Origin of the sequence: Arcanobacterium haemolyticum DSM 20595, assembly GCF_000092365.1 — a bacterium.
Lineage (GTDB): Bacteria > Actinomycetota > Actinomycetes > Actinomycetales > Actinomycetaceae > Arcanobacterium > Arcanobacterium haemolyticum.
In genome coordinates this window covers 1,428,727-1,448,239 of sequence record NC_014218.1, presented here as the reverse complement: position 1 = coordinate 1,448,239, position 19,513 = coordinate 1,428,727, and the positions used below count along the sequence as shown (strand labels likewise).

Annotated in this window: 15 protein-coding genes; 11 read left to right on the top strand and 4 right to left on the bottom strand. The window is 51.5% G+C overall.

Annotated elements, in window-relative coordinates; all coding sequences use genetic code 11:
• Positions 1-59 precede the first annotated feature (59 nt).
• The 3 genes from ARCH_RS09980 to ARCH_RS06550 all read left to right on the top strand — a co-directional run bounded on the left by ARCH_RS09980 (position 60) and on the right by ARCH_RS06550 (position 1,166).
• Positions 60-473, top strand: coding sequence for a DDE-type integrase/transposase/recombinase (locus ARCH_RS09980; RefSeq protein WP_187286505.1), 414 nt, complete (start codon positions 60-62; stop codon positions 471-473).
• Positions 403-675, top strand: coding sequence for an integrase core domain-containing protein (locus ARCH_RS10515; protein WP_111724886.1), 273 nt, complete (start codon positions 403-405; stop codon positions 673-675). The genes ARCH_RS09980 and ARCH_RS10515 overlap by 71 nt, the downstream gene beginning before the upstream one ends.
• A gap of 68 nt (positions 676-743) precedes the next feature.
• A complete protein-coding gene (locus ARCH_RS06550) occupies positions 744-1,166 on the top strand; it encodes a hypothetical protein (RefSeq protein ID WP_013170499.1) in 423 nt (140 codons plus the stop codon).
• Positions 1,167-1,224: 58 nt separating this feature from the next.
• Here ARCH_RS06550 and ARCH_RS10510 read toward each other — a convergent pair whose 3' ends face one another.
• The 4 genes from ARCH_RS10510 to ARCH_RS06535 all read right to left on the bottom strand — a co-directional run bounded on the left by ARCH_RS10510 (position 1,225) and on the right by ARCH_RS06535 (position 2,831).
• Positions 1,225-1,398, bottom strand: a complete 174-nt coding sequence (locus ARCH_RS10510) for an integrase core domain-containing protein (protein WP_389400702.1) — start codon at positions 1,396-1,398, stop codon at positions 1,225-1,227.
• Positions 1,399-1,426: 28 nt separating this feature from the next.
• The gene (locus ARCH_RS09965) at positions 1,427-2,014 is read right to left on the bottom strand and encodes a DDE-type integrase/transposase/recombinase (RefSeq protein WP_170121736.1); all 588 of its coding nucleotides are present in this window, start codon (positions 2,012-2,014) and stop codon (positions 1,427-1,429) included.
• A 59-nt stretch (positions 2,015-2,073) separates the two neighbouring features.
• Positions 2,074-2,358 carry a transposase gene (locus tag ARCH_RS06540; RefSeq protein ID WP_170121735.1) on the bottom strand — a complete coding sequence of 95 codons (285 nt, stop codon included), beginning with the start codon at positions 2,356-2,358 and terminating at the stop codon, positions 2,074-2,076.
• A gap of 89 nt (positions 2,359-2,447) precedes the next feature.
• A complete protein-coding gene (locus tag ARCH_RS06535) occupies positions 2,448-2,831 on the bottom strand; it encodes an AzlC family ABC transporter permease (RefSeq protein ID WP_013170497.1) in 384 nt (127 codons plus the stop codon).
• Between the two features lie 199 nt (positions 2,832-3,030).
• Between ARCH_RS06535 and ARCH_RS09405 the strand changes: the two genes are divergently transcribed.
• The 8 genes from ARCH_RS09405 to ARCH_RS06500 all read left to right on the top strand — a co-directional run bounded on the left by ARCH_RS09405 (position 3,031) and on the right by ARCH_RS06500 (position 19,478).
• Positions 3,031-5,604, top strand: coding sequence for an exo-alpha-sialidase (locus tag ARCH_RS09405; RefSeq protein WP_013170496.1), 2,574 nt, complete (start codon positions 3,031-3,033; stop codon positions 5,602-5,604).
• 186 nt (positions 5,605-5,790) lie between these two features.
• On the top strand, positions 5,791-8,301 hold the full coding sequence (locus ARCH_RS06525; protein WP_013170495.1) for a UvrD-helicase domain-containing protein: 2,511 nt from the start codon (positions 5,791-5,793) through the stop codon (positions 8,299-8,301).
• A 4-nt stretch (positions 8,302-8,305) separates the two neighbouring features.
• Positions 8,306-10,309, top strand: coding sequence for an acyltransferase family protein (locus tag ARCH_RS09400; protein ID WP_013170494.1), 2,004 nt, complete (start codon positions 8,306-8,308; stop codon positions 10,307-10,309).
• Positions 10,310-10,452: 143 nt separating this feature from the next.
• A complete protein-coding gene (gene sucC, locus ARCH_RS06515) occupies positions 10,453-11,625 on the top strand; it encodes an ADP-forming succinate--CoA ligase subunit beta (RefSeq protein ID WP_013170493.1) in 1,173 nt (390 codons plus the stop codon).
• Between the two features lie 10 nt (positions 11,626-11,635).
• On the top strand, positions 11,636-12,556 hold the full coding sequence (gene sucD / locus ARCH_RS06510; RefSeq protein ID WP_013170492.1) for a succinate--CoA ligase subunit alpha: 921 nt from the start codon (positions 11,636-11,638) through the stop codon (positions 12,554-12,556).
• A gap of 55 nt (positions 12,557-12,611) precedes the next feature.
• Positions 12,612-13,775: a cell division protein PerM gene (locus tag ARCH_RS06505; protein WP_013170491.1), complete on the top strand. Its 1,164-nt coding sequence runs from the start codon at positions 12,612-12,614 to the stop codon at positions 13,773-13,775.
• Positions 13,768-14,040 carry a DUF3017 domain-containing protein gene (locus ARCH_RS09395; protein ID WP_013170490.1) on the top strand — a complete coding sequence of 91 codons (273 nt, stop codon included), beginning with the start codon at positions 13,768-13,770 and terminating at the stop codon, positions 14,038-14,040. The genes ARCH_RS06505 and ARCH_RS09395 overlap by 8 nt, the downstream gene beginning before the upstream one ends.
• Positions 14,041-14,243: 203 nt before the next feature.
• Positions 14,244-19,478 (top strand): discoidin domain-containing protein, encoded by a 5,235-nt coding sequence (locus ARCH_RS06500; protein WP_013170489.1) that lies wholly within the window; start codon positions 14,244-14,246, stop codon positions 19,476-19,478.
• Positions 19,479-19,513 lie beyond the last annotated feature (35 nt).

Genomic DNA, 19,513 nt, shown 5'->3' with positions numbered 1-19,513 from the left:
TCACCGCAGGTGGGGGATATCGACGGGCGTGGATCATGGCGTTAGGTGAGGGGTTTACCGTGTGTCGTGAGACGTTTCGGCGCCTGTGGCGTGAAGAAGGACTGCGCGTGTTGCCGCGTAAGAAGCGCAAGCGTCTGGTTGCGGCTACTCAACGTGATGTTCCTGCCGGGCAACACCCGCGCGATGTGTGGGCTTTGGATTTCCAGTTTGATTCAACCTGGCATGGCAAGACGATCAAGATCTGCAATATTATCGATGAATACACTCGCGAGCACGTGGCCTTCGCGGTCGACAAGAACATCGACACGGGCGCCGTGATCGAGCTGCTCGACCTGGCTTGTCTGGAGCACGGCGGGCGCCCGCGGGTGATCCGGATGGATAACGGCCCCGAGTTCATCGCTCATGCGCTCAAGGAATGGGCTGGGGAGGATGAAACGATTCAAGCGTTTATCCCGCGGCCAGCCCTGGCATAACGGGTTCGTTGAGTCTTTCCACAACCGAATGAGAGACGAACTCTTAGAAGACAACAGCATCGAGAATCTCGAACACGCACGGATACTCGTGGCCCAGTGGTCGCAGCGCTATAATGACTTCCATCCGCATTCCTCCCTGAGCTACCTCAGTCCACGGAAGTATGCGGAACAATGGAGACAAGAAAACACGGTCAACGCTTAAGCCAACTGGACCGAATTCTCAGGCCAACCCGAGGCAGCATTATAAATTTATAATTTATAGGAGGGATCGTGGATTTTAAAGACGTTATTTCTTTAGCAGCAGTAATTACAACAACAGTAGTAGCAGTGGTTTCTATATTTTTGAATCATCGTTCAGATTTGAAACGTCAACTGTTTTTAGAAAAACTCAGAATATATAACGAACTTATGGTAATCGTTTCTCAGGCCACAAGTCAATGTGCAGATAAGGAAGAACTGCGTTTGCGGTTAATAGCTGTCAAACAAGAAATTATATTATTTTCTACTGAGCCAATCATTAGGGAGCTGGCAGATATTGGAGATATTAATTTCACCAATAATGGACAAACAGAAGTTCAAGCAGAAGAGAAACTTGATAGATATTTATCTTTACTAAACTTAATGAGACAAGACTTACTGAAACAAAGTGATAAAATTTCGGATACAACTCTAAAAAGGTTAATTTACTACTAAAATAATCAGTATAACATGTATTCGGCGTGGGTTGGCCTGAGAATTCGGTCCAGTTGGCTTAAGCGTTGACCGTGTTTTCTTGTCTCCATTGTTCCGCATACTTCCGTGGACTGAGGTAGCTCAGGGAGGAATGCGGATGGAAGTCATTATAGCGCTGCGACCACTGGGCCACGAGTATCCGTGCGTGTTCGAGATTCTCGATGCTGTTGTCTTCTAAGAGTTCGTCTCTCATTCGGTTGTGGAAAGACTCAACGAACCCGTTATGCCAGGGCTGGCCGCGGGATAAACGCTTGAATCGTTTCATCCTCCCCAGCCCATTCCTTGAGCGCATGAGCGATGAACTCGGGGCCGTTATCCATCCGGATCACCCGCGGGCGCCCGCCGTGCTCCAGACAAGCCAGGTCGAGCAGCTCGATCACGGCGCCCGTGTCGATGTTCTTGTCGACCGCGAAGGCCACGTGCTCGCGAGTGTATTCATCGATAATATTGCAGATCTTGATCGTCTTGCCATGCCAGGTTGAATCAAACTGGAAATCCAAAGCCCACACATCGCGCGGGTGTTGCCCGGCAGGAACATCACGTTGAGTAGCCGCAACCAGACGCTTGCGCTTCTTACGCGGCAACACGCGCAGTCCTTCTTCACGCCACAGGCGCCGAAACGTCTCACGACACACGGTAAACCCCTCACCTAACGCCATGATCCACGCCCGTCGATATCCCCACCTGCGGTGATCCTTGGCGAACTCGTGCATCCACGCACGCAGGCCTGCATACTTATCAGGCTGTCGATTACCTGCTCTAGCCCGCCGGTATGCGGACCGGGCAAGCCCCACCACCTTGCAGGCCAACCGTTGTGAGTAGCCCAGCTCACTCAGATGCCAGATAGCATCATGACGACGAGCCGGGCCTAGAAGTTTCCCTCCGCTAACTCCTTCAACGCAGCCTTTTCCAGCTCTGCCTGGCCAAGCAGACGCTTCAGGCGGGTGTTTTCCTCACGCAGTCGCTGGAGCTCTTTAGCTTCACTCTTGGTCATTGACCCATACGTTGTCTGCCACCTATGCAGCGTCGCTTCGCTAATGCCTAACTCGGTCAAAATCTGAGCTGTCGTCGACCCTGAATCCTTCAGTTCACGAGCCTTATCCAGCTTACGCGCAATCTGTTCAGGAGTGTGCTTACTGAACTTTTTCACCATGTCTCCATTCTCCCCACCCCACAGGTGAGGCATCAATGGACAACCCTCAAGTCACCTGGACCTAAAAACCTAAGGCACTCAAACATGAATCAGCCGCGGTCGACGTTGGCGGGTGGGGTAATGGAATAGTTGATTGAGAAGGTTTCGTCGCACATGCCGAAAATAAGGTATGACTTTTTCCAGCCGGTGCCTTGATAAGTTTTCAAGAGGGAGATGCCGTAGAAAATATGGCGGGCTTGCACCATGAGTGTCACCATGAGGGCGGCGAACGGGTGGAATGCGGAAACGAGTGCGCCGGCGAATATTACTAATGCCATAAGGGTGGGGTAGTACCAAGCGAAGCCGAGGGATACCATATAGGCGCCGTAGGTGATGCCGAGGAACCAGAAGCCGGTGAAGATCGGAATCGTGGTGGGGAAGGCGGCGCGGAATGCTGTGGGTATGGGGGATGGGATCGCAAATGGCACAGACATGGTTGTTAGTATGTCATGACATAGCAAAAATATTGAAACTCGAAATTATTCTTCTCATGTAATGAAATATGTGTAGCGGAAAGAAAAGATGAAAAGTTTTCGTAACATTTTTCAGCTAAAATGTTAGACATCATACAAATCAATTGCCTAGAATGTGTCAAGGGACAACGATGTTTCCATTTTTGCACTAGGAGAGAAAATGAGGAAGTTTACCTCTCGGCTCGTTGCGGGTATCGCAACAATGGGCCTCTTGATAGCGCCAGCACTTCCGGCAAGTGCGTCAAGCGAAGTTATTAATAAGCGAACATTGGTTAACCATGCCAAAACAGTGGGAGATGCTGGAACTGCTTATCTTGCTGTTGATAATGGTCCAGAAGATGACGTAGTGAGAGTCGGAGAAACGATTTCTTTCGAAAGTCGTTTCCAATCTGGTCTTTCGGAAATTGTATATGTTAAAGCAACCTCCGAAGCTCTAGGTGATACTCAAGCGGATAAATGCAGCTGGCGCGGTGTTCCTTACAATAGTGGAGCTCAATTGCGGCAAATCCCTGCGAAAGATGGATATTGGTGCGTGCAAAAACCTTCATATAAGGTAAAAGAAGCCGATCTTGAGCATCCTACGAAGACTTTTGATATAACCTATAATGTTTATAAGGATGCTAATGCTAGTGGTAAACCTTTCTCGACTTTGACAGTCAAGAAGACGGTAAAGATTCAGAAAGCTATTGAGAATCCTGGGGAAAAAGATGGGCCTAAGGATGTGTTACTTGCAAAAGCCAACGATTTTGACTTCCCAGTGCATCGCATTCCAGCTTTAGCGAAGGCGCCGAATGGAAATCTTCTAGCAGCATGGGATGGTCGTCCAGCTGTTTATTCTAACAATGATTCGCCAAATCCAAATACCATTCTTTTACGTATCTCAAAGGATAACGGTGAAACATGGGAGCCTGTCCAAAAAATTGCTTCAGGGCAGCTTCGGGACAAGGCATCTGGCAAAAAGCAGATTGGGTATTCGGATCCGTCATTCGTAGTAGACAATGTTTCTGGAAAGGTCTTTGCATTTTTTGTGAAGAGCTATGATCAAGGAATCGCAGGTTCTCGTAGCGGAGTTGATCCTGAAGATCCTAATGTTATTCATGCAGTTTATGTAGTTTCAGAGAATAATGGAGAATCTTGGTCTGCTCCTAAGGATGTGACAGGAATCCTAGCTGAAGGCTATAAGCAACATGCACGTTTTGCTACTTCGGGTGCAGGTATCCAGCTCAAGTATGGTGATCATCCGGGACGTTTAATCCAGCAATATCTAGTTGTCAATAACGGACAAGACGGTAACTGGGGCAGTGGAGAGCATCAAGCAGTTTCGCTTTATTCCGATGACAATGGAAAAACTTGGCATTCAGGTAAACCCGTTGGCACAACAATGGATGAGAACAAGGTTGTTGAATTGTCGGACGGTAAGGTTCTTTTGAGCTCTCGTCAGTTCCATCACCGAGGCGGACGGCATTATGCTATTTCTTCAGATGGCGGAATTAATTACCAGATGGATTATACAAATGATAATCGCTTAGCAGATCCACAAAACAATGCGTCAATTATTCGTGCGTTCCCAGAAGCCAAGAAGGGAAGTGCTTTAGCTAAGGTACTTCTTTCGTCACACGCAAATAGTCGAAAACACTATGACCGGGTAAACGGAACCATCAGTTACAGCCTTGATGACGGCGCAACGTGGACAAACGGTAGTGTATTTAAACCTGGAAAGATGCAGTATTCCGTCATGACCGCTCTTGGCAATGATGCGTACGGAATTCTATATGAAGGTAACGACTCCACTATCGTCTACAAGAAGGTTGACCTGAACTGGATCTCTCCAGAATTGGCCAAGTATGCCGAAGATCACAAGGCAGATCTAGGAAACGCTGATTCTGAAGCTGCTGAGAAGATCAAGAAACTTGAAGACGAAATCGCAGATCTTAAGGCAAAGCTAGAAGCTGCTAACCAAGCCAAGGATGAGGCGGAAAAGGCTGCAAAGAAAGCTGAGGAAGAAAAGCGTGACGCTGACCGGGAGAAGGTTAAGGCTGAAACTGCAAAGCGTGAAGTAGAAGCTAAGCTCAAGAAGGCTGAAGGTGACAAAGCCGATCTCGAGAAGCGCGTAGCAGAGCTCGAAGGAGATATCGCCAAGGCTGAAGAAGCTAAGAAGGCAGCTGACAAGGCTGTTGAGGAAGCAAACGCCGCCAAGAAGAAAGCAGAAGAGGAAGCTGCTGAACTCAAGGCAAAGAATGCTGAACTCGAAAAGAAGCTGAAGGAAGCTGGTAAGGCTGAAATTCCGCTGGTTCCATTAACACCAGCGGAGCCAACACCGGCTCCTGAACCTCAGCCAGCCCCAGCCATTTCCATGGTATCTGACAAGGTTGCTGTTGGCAGCCAAGTAGTCTTCACCGGAACCGGTTTTACGCCAGACGCTAAGGTTAAAGTCGCAGTTCACTCCACGGCTGTAGAGCTCGGCGAATACGTAGCTGACAAGGATGGCAAGATCACGGTTACGTGGACCGTCCCAGCCGGATTCGAACTCGGCGCTCACAAGGTTATCTTCACTGCAGGTGACAAGACCGTTGAGAAGTCCTTCACCGTGGTTGCTCCAGAGAAACCAGTTCCAACGAAGCCAGCTGCTCCTGGCTTGGCTAAAACCGGTGTCACCCTTGGCCTCGTGGCTGGCCTCGCAACACTGTCCATCATGGCAGGCGTTGTGGCTGTTCGACGTCGTCACGAAGTCTGAAAAATAGTGAGACGCTAACTAACGTTCTCCTCACACAATAAAACCGGGAAGCCGGGAACAGTTGATACTGTTCCCGGCTTCTTTCCCCACTTATCTGAAGAAAAATAAAGTAAATCAACACACAATCGTCAACGCTAGGCGTGGTAACAAGAATGTGTGGGAGGTGTCCTTTAGGGTAGAAGTGTTATGAGTACTAATGATGCTTTTGTTTCAGCAATGGACCGGTTGAAGATGAAGATCGCGGCAGCTCAGGGGAGTGCCACGATCTCGTCTTCTATACCTGAATCGCCACAAGCCCAGGTAGGTGGAGAGTTCGCTCATAATGCGCGAATCCGTGAACTCACAGAGGGGCTCAATCCGCAACAACACCAAGCGGTTGTGCATACTGGCGGCCACCTCTTGGTGGTTGCAGGTGCTGGATCGGGGAAAACCCGCGTGCTCACCACACGAATCGCCTACCTGATTGCTGCTGGTAAGGCACGGCCAGGCGAAATCCTAGCGATTACGTTCACGAACAAGGCTGCGAAAGAAATGCGTGAACGCTTGGAAGGGCTGTTGGGTGATGTGGCCCGGCGGATGTGGATTTCCACCTTCCATTCAGCGTGCGTGCGAATCTTGCGAACCGAGCATAAAGCGTTGGGGATGCGATCTTCGTTTACGATTTACGATGCTGCAGATTCGGCCCGGCTAATGAAAATCGTGGCTCAAGAAGAACAGATCGATATCAAGGCGTTTTCGCCTAAGATGCTTAGCCGCAAAGTTTCCGATCTGAAGAACAGCATGGTTACGGTTGCTCAGGCAAAAGGACATGCGATTGATCGGGATGACCAAGTGATCGCTCAAGCGTATGCGGGATATCAGCGCCGGCTGCGCGCTGCGAACGCCGTTGATTTTGACGATCTTATTATGCTCACCGTAGGGCTTTTGCGCGATAATCCGGCGATTGCAGAACATTACCGGCGTCGTTTCAGGCACGTGCTGGTGGACGAATACCAAGATACCAACACGGCACAATATCAGCTGGTTCGTGAACTGGTGGGTGAAGAAACCGATCCGATTCACGGTGAACTTACCGTGGTGGGGGACGCGGATCAGTCTATTTATGCGTTCCGCGGGGCAACGATTCGAAACATTGAGGATTTCGACCAAGACTTCCCGAACGCCACCAGCGTCGTCCTTGAACAAAACTATCGTTCCACGCAAAACATTCTCACTGCAGCAAACTCGCTTATCGCAAATAATCAAGGCCGCAGGCCAAAGAAACTGTGGACTGCCGCTGGGGACGGCCCGAAACTCGTTGGTTACGTAGCCGATGCGGAAGTGGACGAATCCGCGTTCGTGGTAGAAGAAATCGATGCGGTGCGTACCAAACATGGATACAAGTACGGCGATATTGCCGTTTTCTACCGTGCCAACGCGCAATCGCGTGCCATCGAAGAAATGTTTGTGCGCTCCGGAATCCCATACAAGGTTGTGGGCGGAACAAAGTTTTACGAACGTAAAGAGATTAAGGATGCTCTCGCATACCTGCACGCTGTAGCAAACCCGGATGATACCGTCTCGATCCGGCGTATTCTCAACGAACCTAAGCGCGGGTTGGGTGCAAAAGCGGAAGAAACCGTTGCCTTTCATGCAGAAAAATACGGAATATCGTTTGGGCAGTCGCTATTGGATGTAGCACATCCAGAAACCGCTGTGGCTGAAGGGCGAAGCGCCGTTGACGGCTTGCAAAAACGTGCTGCCAACGCAATGATCGCCTTTGCCACTATCCTGGAAACGGCGCGAAAAGAAGCGGAAGAAGGCGCGGCTCCGGCAGATATTCTTGATTCGTTGATGGATGCGTCTGGATACCTGGATGTGCTTCAAGAATCGAAGGATCCGCAAGATGAAGTCCGGGTGGAAAATCTCGCTGAATTCCACGCGGTAGCCTCCGATTTCCGGGTGCGAAACCCCGAAGGAACCTTGGCAGAATTCCTTGATCAAATATCGTTGGTTGCCGATTCGGATCAGATTCCAGATGAAGCCGAAGGATACGAAGGCGAAGTCGTGCTCATGACCATCCACACGGCCAAAGGGCTCGAATTCCCCGTGGTTTTCGCAACCGGTTTTGAGGACGGCACATTCCCACACATCCGTTCGCTCGGATCACCAACGGAATTAGCAGAAGAACGCCGGCTCGCCTACGTAGCACTCACACGCGCTCGCGAACGGCTCTACATCACTCGCTCCGCTACCCGATCACAGTGGGGAGCGCCGCAAGAACTCCCACGCTCGCGCTTCCTAGACGAAATTCCGGACGGCGTGATCGAATGGCGCCGCGAAGAATCGTCGATGGATACGGTGCGCGGATCGTCATGGGGGAGCGCTCGCGATAGCTGGGGAAGCAAACGAAACAGCTGGAGTTCCGCTGGGGATGATAGTGATTTCGCGCCAGCGATTGGTTCTGGGAAGGCATCGTTTACTCCAGGGAAGATTCTTGACGACGAACCTGCGGCCTCCACCCAACCTGCGGCATCTAACGGGGATGTTGTGACGGGTGGAATCAGCGCCGGAGATACCGTGCGCCACGCAAAGTTCGGTACTGGGAAAGTGCTATCCTTCGAGGGCAGCGGAAAATCTACGGTTGCCAAAGTCCGGTTTGAAAGCGGGGCAGTTAAACGCCTCATGTTACGTTTCGCGCCATTGGAAAAGATCTAAGATCATGACGGATACTCCATACAATCTTCGTACGCAGCGTCCCTCCCGCCCACAGCCGCACCGGGCCGGAAGGCAGCCCGTGTCCTACAGCGATCACGGCGGCTATATTGCCGGTTTGGACGGCTTGCGTGCGCTAGCCGTGGTTGCCGTGATCTTGTATCACGTGTTCCCAGGCGTTTTTCGCGGCGGATTCCTAGGCGTTGATATCTTCTTCGTGATCTCAGGATTCCTTATCACCACGTTGTTGTTGCGTGAAGATCGAACCCGCAACTATATTAATCTGCGGCAATTCTGGGTGCGGCGCGCGAGGCGTTTAATTCCGGCGCTTCTTCTACTGATTATTACTGTGGTACCTACAGCGTGGGCCGTGAACCCAGATCTGATCGTTGGAATTGGGCGGCAAATATTCGGTGCGCTCACATTCTCCACCAACTGGGTAGAGATCGCGCACGGATCAAGTTATTTCGATTCCACTGCGCCACTGTTGTTTAAAAACTTTTGGTCGCTGGCCATTGAAGAACAGTTCTACCTGTTCTGGCCGCTTATCATGCTGGTCATTTTGGCTCTGGTATCCACACGTCAACAACGTGTAGCTATATCCGGTGGATTAATGTTCGCATCATCCATACTTATGATGATCCTGTACACCGGAAGTAACCACACTCGCTTGTACTACGGAACAGATACCCATATTTTTGGGCTCTGCGCGGGGATTACTCTGGCGTTCTTATGGGCAGATCAACATAAGAAAATTTTCAGCACACAACACTGGAAATCATTCCACACATTGTATGGCTGGAGTGGGCTTATCACTCTGCTCCTGTTCATCATGATCATGCCAGATAACGGCCCATGGGCATACATGGGTGGGATGCTTACGGCGTCAATTGCTACCTGTTTGGTGATTGCTGACATGCTCTTTCCACGCTCTTTCCTGGCGCAATTCGGTGAGCTTTCCGCCCTCAAATGGATCGGCACACGATCCTACGGGCTTTATCTGTGGCATTGGCCGATCCTTGTTATTGTGGCCGCGCTCTATCCTGTTGCGGTTGGAAGTGTGAGCGAATTCTTCCGTTCGATTATCGCGGTGACTCTAGCTCTCGTCATCGTTGAAATCTCCTATCGATATATCGAAACTCCGGTTCGCAAACAAGGATATCGTCTAACTATTGCACGTATGCGCCGCAGTTTTAACAGATCCCTTCCAGCCACAATTCTTCAAGGGAGCGCGGTGGCTCTTGCTCTCGTAACGTGTGCGGCAGTGATTTTTGCTCCTGCGATCACAAGTACCCAAGCGCAGATTCAAGCTGGAGGAACATCGTCATTGGCAAGGCAGAAGAACACAGCGGCAGATAGTAAGAATGCCCCTGAAAAAACAGAAGGGAAAAGCGCGAAGAAGCGGCCGGCACCTCCGAAAAAGCTATCTGCAGATCTCGATACAACCATCCCGAACACGTATGAGGTCACGGTGATCGGTGATTCGATGGTATCGGCATCTCGAACTGGCCTCGTTCACGCGATGCCAGGAATTAATACGTTTGGCGAACCGTCTATTCAATGGGCCCAAGCAGGAGAAATGATCTCCAAGGTCGATAAAGAACAGAAGCTCGGTAGAGTGGTAGTTCTTGATTTCGGCACTAATGGAGGAATCTCTGATCCGGATAACGTGCGGGACGCCATCGAACAACTGGGGGTAAACCGGATGATCTTCCTGGTTAATATCTACTCTCCATCCACGTTTGTCACAGACACTAATGAAGTGCTAAAGAAAATTGCCGGCGAATATGTGAACGTTGAACTCATTGACTGGAACGGGCTAGCTGCGAAAAAGCCAGAGTTGCTCCAAGTCGATTCCACTCACACGTCAATCGAAGGCGCCAACGCATACGGTGAACTCATTAAAGATTCCATCACGCAAGGCGCAACCAAGCTATCCAAACAACTGCGAAAGGATCCTGGAACAGGGTGGGAAACTGAAGCTCCTAGCGAAGAATCGCATACTAACTAACCATTCACCTTCGAACGCCTTTAGCATAAATACCTGCAGGTCTTAACAAGAGGCTTTCAGAACACCGGATCAACAGGTAGGCTGATATATGTCTCGATGTTGAGACATCGGTAAAGAATTGACCTAAACGGAAAGGATACTCCGTGGATCTCTACGAGTACCAAGCCCGCGAACTTTTCGCCAAACACGGCGTTCCAGTAGTAAATGGAATCGTGGCAACAACCCCCGAGGAAGCGGAGCAAGCCGCTCGCCAGCTCCTAGAAGCAACCAATCTCGTCGTTGTCAAAGCTCAAGTGAAAACTGGTGGACGCGGCAAAGCAGGCGGCGTGAAACTCGCCCGCACTCCAGAAGAAGCTAAAGAACGTGCCGGTGACATCCTGGGAATGGACATCAAGGGGCACACTGTTCACCGAGTCCTCATTGCCAGCGGAGCAGACATCACGGAAGAATACTACTTCTCCATCCTGCTTGATCGTTCCGAACGCCGCTACCTTGCCATGTGTTCCAAAGAAGGCGGCATGGAAATCGAACAGCTCGCTGTGGAACGTCCAGAGGCTTTGGCGAAAGTGCCGGTAAACCCAAATGTGGGAATTACTGAAGCAGTAGCCCGCGAAATCCTTACCGAAGCCGGGTTTGCCCCAGAAGAACACGATGCGATCGTGCCAGTTCTGTGCCGTCTATGGGATGTTTACACTCAAGAAGATGCCACTCTTGTTGAAGTGAACCCGCTGGTGAAAACTGCTGACGGCAGCATCATCGCGGTGGACGGCAAAGTGACGTTGGATGATAACGCCCGCATCCGCCACCCAGAGCATGCCCAGTTCGTCGATAAGCAAACAGAAAACCCGCTTGAAGCACGCGCGAAGTCGCTTGGCCTGAACTATGTGAAACTCGATGGCGGCCAAGTGGGCATCATCGGAAACGGCGCCGGACTTGTTATGTCCACACTGGACGTGGTGGCATACGCTGGCGAAGAATACGGTGTTGGCCCAGCAAACTTCCTTGACATTGGCGGCGGTGCAAACGCCGACGTCATGTCCCACGGCCTCGATGTGATCCTCAACGATCCAGATGTTCGCTCCGTATTTGTGAACGTATTTGGCGGAATTACAGCTTGTGACGAAGTTGCAAAGGGCATCGTGGCAGCACTCGATATCCTCGGTGATGCGGCCAGCAAGCCAATCGTGGTTCGCCTAGACGGCAACAAGGTGGCCGAAGGCCGCGCGATCCTGGCAGAAGCACACCATCCACTCGTCACCCTTGAACCAACAATGGACGGGGCAGCAGCCAAGGCCGCCCAGTTCGCCGGAAAGTGAGGCAAACCCCATGTCTATCTTCCTCAACAAAGATTCCAAAGTTATCGTTCAGGGCATGACTGGCTCTGAAGGCCAAAAGCACACCCGCCGCATGCTCGGCGCCGGAACTACAATCGTGGCCGGAACCAACCCGCGCAAGGCGGGCACCAGCGTCGAATTTGATGTTGAACCAATCGGAATCGGCGCCGAAGAACGCCAAGCAGGAACCGTCTCTATCCCGGTTTACGGAACGGTAGCGGAAGCGAAAGAAGCCACCGGCGCCAACGTGTCCGTGATCTTCGTGCCACCAGCCTTCACCAAGGCGGCGGTAATTGAAGCGGTGGACGCGGGGCTGGAACTCGTCGTCGTTATTACTGAAGGCGTGCCGGTCAAGGATTCGGCAGAATTCTTCACGTACGCGCAAGAACGCGGCGTTCGCCTGATTGGACCAAACTGCCCAGGCATCATCACCCCAGGTCAATCCAACGTGGGAATCACGCCGCCAGATATTACGGGATCTGGCAGAATCGGCCTCGTCTCCAAATCCGGTACGCTCACGTACCAGATGATGTACGAACTTTCCGACATCGGCTTCACTACCTGTATCGGAATTGGCGGCGATCCCGTGAGCGGAACAACTCACATCGATGCTCTCAAGGCGTTCGAAGCAGATCCAGAAACCGAACTCATCGTGATGATCGGCGAAATTGGCGGTGACGCCGAAGAACGCGCCGCTGCATTCATCAAAGAATACGTCACAAAGCCGGTTGTTGGCTACGTGGCAGGCTTTACCGCGCCGGAAGGCAAGACGATGGGGCACGCAGGAGCGATCGTCTCCGGATCGGCCGGAACCGCGGCAGCAAAGAAGGATGCGCTCGAAGCGGTTGGCGTGAAAGTTGGTAAAACCCCAACGGAAGCAGCGAACCTCGCCCGCGCAATCCTCAACGGCTAATCGCTGCGCACAACAAAACAAATTTAGCAATACTCCCACGTAACGATGGAACGTAATGAAAACACAGATTGATCTTTCGCGATACTGGTACATCTTCCGTGGGGGTATTGCTGCGCCCTTCTTCTCGTGGTTCGGCATTTTCGTTCTTGTGATGATTTTTTATACGTTGAACGCGTCGGCACAGATGCTGGGAGACGTGGTGTGGCAGCAGGCCGCTTTTTTCGCCACGGGCTGGTGGACAACCGTGTTTGGAGGCGCCGTCAATCTGGGTGAAGCTACCCTCACGCTGATGCCGCTAACCGTGACGGGGATTGCCATGTATGCGTCGTACCAATCGTGGCGCTCGCGTGGAGTTGCCACGTGGGGCGATGTGTTCGCAGCGGCGTTGAGCTGGCCTACGGTTGTTGCGGTGATCGCGTTGACTGGGCAGGCAGCTGGCGACTGGTGGTTTGGCACCATCGGCGCATTCGTTTTAGCGTGGTTGACTGCCACGTGGAGCGCCAGATCTACGCTTTTGGCTTCGCTTCCTGCCTGGGAATATCTGGTGTGTGCGCGGCCGTATATTCGCTGGTTCGGGTTTGGTTTGTTAGGGCTGGTGGGCGCGGTTGCGTTGGCTTTCATCGTGGCTAAGTTTGGCGCGATTATAGAAATTCACGGTTATTACCTCACCGGAGTGGTGGGAAGTATCGGCTTGTTTTTGTTACAGGTGAGTTACCTTCCAGCTTTCGCGGTGTGGTTCCTTTCGTGGCTGGTGGGGGCCGGTTTTTCGGTGGGTACGGGAACGAATTTTTCGATTTTTGGTGTGGAATCGGGGCCGTTGCCTGCGGTGCCGTTGTTTGGTGCCTTGCCGGCGCCTGGCACGAATATGGTGTGGATTTTTGTGGCATTGATTGTGGTTGCGTGTGGGTTTGGCGTAGTGGTTTCCCGCAAGTTTGCGAAGGATTCGCGTAAGACGCGGTTGGAACATGTGCGTGACGCGGCCATCGCGGTAGGCGTGGTGACGTTTGGGGTTTCGATGGTGTCATTCGTAGCGGCGGGATCAATTGGGCCTGGTCGCATGGCAGTTACCGGCCCTGATCCCGCGTTGACTGCCGGGCTCACCTTGCTTGCGATCGGACTTCCGTTTATTTTGGGTGTGTTCGCCGCGCACAAAGAAACCGTTGCGTTTGTGAAGAGTCGTGTTAAGCGTTCCGACGACGAAGGAGCTGACAATGAGTGACCATCGCGTCCCATCTCCCTGGTATTTTGTGTTGCTGTGTAGCTGGCTTGTAACAATTGTTGTGTTGGCATTCATATGGGGCGTCCAGCCGGCACTTTACACATTCGCTATTAGTTTGGCGGTGCTTGGTGGCCTTCGGCTGGTGTTGCCTGCAGGCATGGTGCCGCAGGTGCGATCGCGCGGTTTCGATGTATTCACGTTGCTGACGTTGGCGCTTGTGCTTGGCTACTTTGCCAACTGGGGCGATACGTTGGCGATTGTGTAAGGATAAGGCTGGCACTGAACGGTGGCGTAAGAGAACTTTTAGGTTTTCGTTATAGAAAAATGCAAGATCATTTCGCAAAACTAATACAAGAGCGGCCCTTTCCTCTTATACTGAATATGTTTTGCGGCGTCTTTGGCAATGATGCGAGAGGCGTACACACATATCAAGTTGGGCAACGAAGCCTGATGGAAAGGGCCGACACCATGACATCTTTCTTTGCGGAATCCCGAAGTGGAGGATCATTGGCCAAACGTCTTGTAGCATTCACAGCTACAGCAGGGATGGTTATGACATCTCATGGAACAGCGTTAGCTGTGGATAATGATCAAACTGTGCGTTCGGCGTCGAGCACACAAATGAACTCAATTCCGGAAACCGTCTACACAAACTCATATACGGACGCGAAAACCAGAGTGACCAGCTTCAATGAGAACTGGAAATTCAGCTTAGGTGATACGCCTGGTGCGAAGGAGTCAGTTTTCGACGATTCGCGGTGGACCAATGTTAATGTTCCACACGATTATTCTATCGATCAGCCATACACTAGAGCAGGTGAAGCCGAAAGCGCCTACAAGCCCGGAGGCGTTGGCTGGTATCGCAAGACTTTCCAGCTGGGGAAGGACATGGAAGGTAAACGCATCTTCCTCAACTTCGATGGCGTGTACATGGATTCCACCGTTTACGTGAACGGAACCGAAGTTGCGAAGCATCCGTACGGATACACGCCGTTCCGCGTGGATATTACGGACGCCGCGAAAGTAGGAGCGGAGAATACTGTCTCGGTTCGAGTGAACAATGAGATTCCAACCAGCCGTTGGTATTCCGGGTCGGGCATTGGGCGTGACGTGGATTTGATCGTCACGGATCTGGTACACGTAGAGGGTGTGACGGTTTCGTCGACGGCACTATCTGCTTCAAACCAAACCAAAGTTCCAACAGATATTAAGGTACGTGTGCGGAATTCTGGCAACGCCGAAAAACACGTGACAGTAGACCACACGATTTTCCCGAAGGGCAAGGATGCCAAGGAAACAATTGGGAAGAGCACGTCTGAACACACGGTTAAGCCGGGCGAACTTACGACCATCGATTCGTCCGTGGAAGCGAAGAATCCAGAATTGTGGTCTACCACCAAGCCGACTCTTTATACGGTACGCACCGAAGTGAAGATCGATGGGAAGACTGTAGATACGTACGATACCGATTTCGGTTATCGCTACTTTGCTTTCGATGCTAATACGGGTTTCTCGCTCAACGGCCAGAAGATGAAGCTGAAGGGCGTTTCGATGCACCACGATCAGGGTGCGCTTGGTTCGGTTTCTACTCGCGCCGCGCTCGCGCGCCAGGTGAAGTTGCTGAAGGAGATGGGCGTTAACGCGATTCGCACCACGCACAATCCGTCCGCGCGCCAGCTGGTTGACATCTGTAACCGCGAAGGCGTGCTTCTGATCGAAGAATTTTTTGACGGATGGACCGCGCCCAAGAACCAGAATCGTAATGATTACTCGCGTTTCTTTAAAGAGAAGATGACGACGGGGAAGCTCGTTGGATCGGATGCTAATAAAACGTGGGCTCAGTTCGATCTTGAGCAAGCGATCGCGCGTGACGTGAACTCGCCGGCGATCATCATGTGGTCTATCGGCAACGAAGTGACGGAAGGGACGTCGGGCGTTCCTGGTTATGACAAGACTCAGCAAAACCTGATCTCATGGGTCAAGGCCCAAGATTCTACACGCCCTGTAACTCAAGGCGACAACAAGACGAAGGATGATAAGCGGGAGTTGAACTCTGAGGCAATCGCCAAAGCGAATGGCGTTGTTGGCTTTAACTATATGAAGGGTGAAAAGTACGCGAGTGTTCACGCTCAGCACCCAGAGTGGAAGATTTACGGATCTGAAACGGCATCCGCTGTTAATAGCCGTGGTGTTTACAATGAAATTAAGTCATTGAAAGATGCTGGCGGTCAGCAGTTAACATCGTACGACTATTCGGCAGTGGGCTGGGGACATGTTGCTTCAGAGGCCTGGTTCGATACGATCACCCGTGATTTTGTGGCCGGCGAATTTGTGTGGACTGGTTTCGATTATTTGGGCGAACCAACTCCATGGAATGGACAAGCACCTGGAGTTGCGGAACATGCAACCTGGCCTGCGCCAAAGAACTCCTACTTCGGCATCATTGATACGGCCGGATTGCCCAAGGATACGTTCTATTTCTACCAAAGTCAGTGGAACGATGCTCTCCACACCCTTCACATCCTGCCAGCATGGAATGAAGAGGTAGTCCACAAGGATACCGAAGGCAAGGTGCCCGTGGTTGTCTATTCAGATGCTGATGCGGTTGAATTATTCTTCACTCCTGAAGGCGAAACAACAGCTACGTCACTAGGTAAGAAGCACTTTACACTCAAGAAGACTGACGCAGGCTACAGTTACAAGGTAGCTAAAGAACAAGGCAACCCCACGCACAAGGATTTGTATTTCACGTGGAACGTTCCATTCAAGCCAGGCACGTTAACAGCGAAAGCTTACGATTCTCATGGGAAGGAAATACCGGAAAAGGAATTACACGGCCGCCACTCGATCACGACGGCGAAGAACGCAACTCAGCTCAAGGCTGATGTAGATCGTTTAAAGATCTCCGCTGATGGCACAGATCTGGCATACGTTCACGTGAAGGTAACAGACGCAGCTGGACATGTTGTGCCAGATGCACGGAATAAGGTGACGTTCAAGGTTGAAGGCGAAGGCACACTCGTTGGTATTGATAACGGTAGCTCGCCTGATCACCAGTCGTTCCGCGACGATAACCGTGCGGCTCATGCCGGCGAACTAGTGGCTATCGTCCAGTCTACAAAGACCGCAGGTAATATCACCGTTACGGCAACTGCAGACGGACTTAAAACAGCAACCACCACGATCACTTCCGAACCTGTACCCGGCAAGGCTTCTGAGAAAGCAATCGATAGTATTCGGTATTCACGGCACATCTACGTGAAGGCTGGATCAAAGCTCACAATGCCAGAAACTGTTGAAGTGCGGTATACGGATGGAAGTAAAGAAACTGCTAACGTCTCCTGGAACCCATTGAGCTCTGAACAGTTGGCAAAGCCTGGTACACACACCGTTCTAGGAAACGTCAATGGAACCGACGTGAAACTCTTCGTCAATGTGATTGATGGAATTGCTGCGCTCTTGAACTACTCCACAACTACTCCAGAAGGTTCAGTTCCAACGTTGCCGGATACGCGCCCGGCAATCCTTCCAGATGGCACCATCTCGAACGCATTCTTCTCCGTTACGTGGGACAAACTAACAAAGGAGATGTTTGATAAGGCTGGAACCGTCGTCGTCAAAGGCACCGCAAACGTCTTCGGTAAAGATCTTCCAGTCACCGCACATGTACGCGTCCAAACCGAACACATCACAATCGGCGCGAACGTTGCCGGTGCGGCGATGAAACTTGAACAGTCTGTGGCACAAGATAAGCAATCGGATACGCTTGAAGCGGTCCGAGACGGCAAGACGGAACACAATCCGAATCCGGATGGAAACACAAACACAAGCGCATGGTCCAACTGGAAAGCATCTCAAGACGGCGAAACAACATCTGATATAACCTTCGCGTACGCAACGCAACAACGCTTCGGACAAGCGAAGATCCACTTCTTCCAAGACTCGGCTTCGGCACGTTGGCCAGAAGCAAACACAACGAAGATCGCAGTTTCAGAAGATGGGCACACGTGGACTCCGGTAGCAACAACTGAAACAATCGGTGCCGAAAAGAACCGAGTGAAGGCATACACTTACTCGTTCACGCCGGTTTCTGCTACGTACGTCAAGATAACAGTGACTAATGCAGAGAAACGTACCAAGGCGGTATCACAACGCCCATGCACCGGCATCACCGAAATCGAACTGAACTTGGCGCAGGGAAGTTTCTCAACGTTCGATAAGGCTGAACTAGGATCATTGACGGTGAATGGGCAAAAGGTATCGGCGTCTGCGCTGAAAGCCAAGGAGTTTTCTACTCGCGCGCTCAGCGCCGTGGTTAACGCCGAAGGAGCAGACAACACAGCCGTGACTGTTCTTCCGGCGTTCGACAACAAGATCAAGATTCTGATGGAATCGGAAGATAACCAGAAGCAAGACACGTTCGTGATTAACCTGGCTACGAAGGGGACTGAAGCTCCGCTTGCTGCCAGCGACGATTCGCGTGATTACCCGGTAGAAAACATCACTCCGAAGGCCTCAAGTGAACAGGCCATTAATGCTAGTAAAAATGAAGGCCCTGCCGCGCTTGCGTTCGATGGAAAAGAGAACACTTTCTACCATTCGAACTGGAAGACGATTGCCCCATTCAACACCTTGAACATGGTGATGGAGTTGAAGGAACCAACAAGCATTGAAGCTCTCCGCTACCTGCCACGCCAGAATGGAAACAACAACGGTACCGTGACAAGCTATCGTGTTGATTATTCTGACAACGGCAAAGACTGGAAGAGCGCTGGAGAAGGAACATGGGAAAACCCGAATGAGAAGGGATGGCGCCTTGCCTCCTTTACACCGGTAACCGCAAAGTTCTTCCGCCTTGCCCCAGTCCACACAGCCGGCGATGGCGATCAGAAGGACAAGTTCTTCTCCGCTGCAGAAATCCGTTTGCGCATGCCAAAAGCAACAATCAACATCGCAGATACGAAGGCTGCAACAGTCACCATGCCGAAGAACGTGAGTGTTGACCGGGTTGACGATGAACACCCAGTTCTCTACCCACAGTTGGCTGACGCCGGATTCAAGGTAACAGTGAAAGATTCTGACAAAGTACTGACGTATGGCGTGGATTATCTGCTGGAATTCGCCAACAACACGAAGCCAGGAACGGCAACTGTGACTATCAAAGGTATCGAACAATACTCAGGTGTAGTGAAGCATGATGTTGAGATACTCGTGAAAGCTCCAACAGTTGCAGGGATCGCTATCTCTACACCACCTGCCAAAACCTCATACACGGCGGGGGAGACGTTCGATCCTGCAGGGATGATCGTTACTGTTGCGATGAGCAACGGAACCGAAAAGACTGTGGACTATGGTGCACAAACTGCCGGCGATTTCGCTTTCACTCCAGCTTTAGGAACACCGTTGAACGTTGAGATAAAAGACGTCACTGTGAGCTACCAAGGCAAAACAGCAGTTCAGAGTATTCAGGTGACGGACAAGGCACAAACGCCACCAGCATCAGACGGCCCTGGAACATCTGATGGAAGCTCAGCTCCTACGAACAATTCAGGGGACGGAGCTAAAACTGGGGCACACGTATCCGGAAAGAAGCTAAGCAAAACGTCGCTCGCACGTACCGGCGTGGATGTGACAACGCTAGCGCTTCTTGGGCTGGGTATTGGTGTTGCAGGCGTTGCCCTGTACCGCCGCCGGAATGCCTAACTAACCTAATGCTGGTGGGAGGCTTGCCTCCCACC